The 700-nt window shown below is 32.1% G+C and carries 1 protein-coding gene; it reads left to right on the plus strand.

The features are described 5' to 3' along the window. The first annotated feature begins 191 nt into the window (after positions 1-191). Positions 192-389 (plus strand): hypothetical protein, encoded by a 198-nt coding sequence (locus CN692_RS18965; protein ID WP_098120724.1) that lies wholly within the window; start codon positions 192-194, stop codon positions 387-389. The last annotated feature ends 311 nt before the right edge of the window (positions 390-700 follow it).

Below are 700 nucleotides of genomic sequence, written 5' to 3' on the forward strand. Positions count from 1 at the left end.
TCCATTCTACTCGACTAGTTCAATAACAATCGGCTGCTTCGGCGGTCGTTTTTTTATTCAACAAAGTGGCAGTTTAATTGAACAGAATTAGTGAAGTTTTTTTATTCGGAATCCGAAAAATATGGTAAGTTTATATCATGTTACATAACAATATCGAATTACTTTTTGAAGGGAAAAAAGGGGAATCAACCATGAATAATTTAAAGACTATATTTTCAATCGAATGGAAAAGAATGGGAATTATTTTGCTATTTACTTTAGTGGTAGTTACAAAATGGTCAGAACATGATTACGATTTTTACTTTTGGTTGCTTTTATTCTCGTTAATTATTTCTATATTTGTTGCAGTTTTCAATGTTACACAATTATATAAAAGAACAGATTTATAAGGATTTCTTATTCAACTAACGCACTACGTTAGTTGTATAACTTTTTAATTTAATCAACAAAAGGGACTGTATACGCTCGTCATTGCCAACAGTACAAACAATATCAAAATAAATAGTAAACCGTTCGAAGTCGCATCTCAGTCAACTTCTTCGTTCACTCGTTGAAAAGAACAAAGCAATTGTTCTCGACGAGCACACCAACGAATTATTACAAGCAAACATCAAATCCATTGCAAGAGCTGGTATCAACGTATCCATTTGCTGGATCATCTTCATTCCAGTTATTCTAACCATCGTTCGATACTTTTTCT

Origin of the sequence: Bacillus sp. AFS002410, assembly GCF_002556365.1 — a bacterium.
GTDB lineage: Bacteria > Bacillota > Bacilli > Bacillales > Bacillaceae_G > Gottfriedia.

Coding starts and splice junctions, on each gene's coding strand:
- CN692_RS18965 (WP_098120724.1), top strand. CDS start 192: ATGAATAATTTAAAGACTATATTTTCAATCGAATGGAAAAGAATGGGA.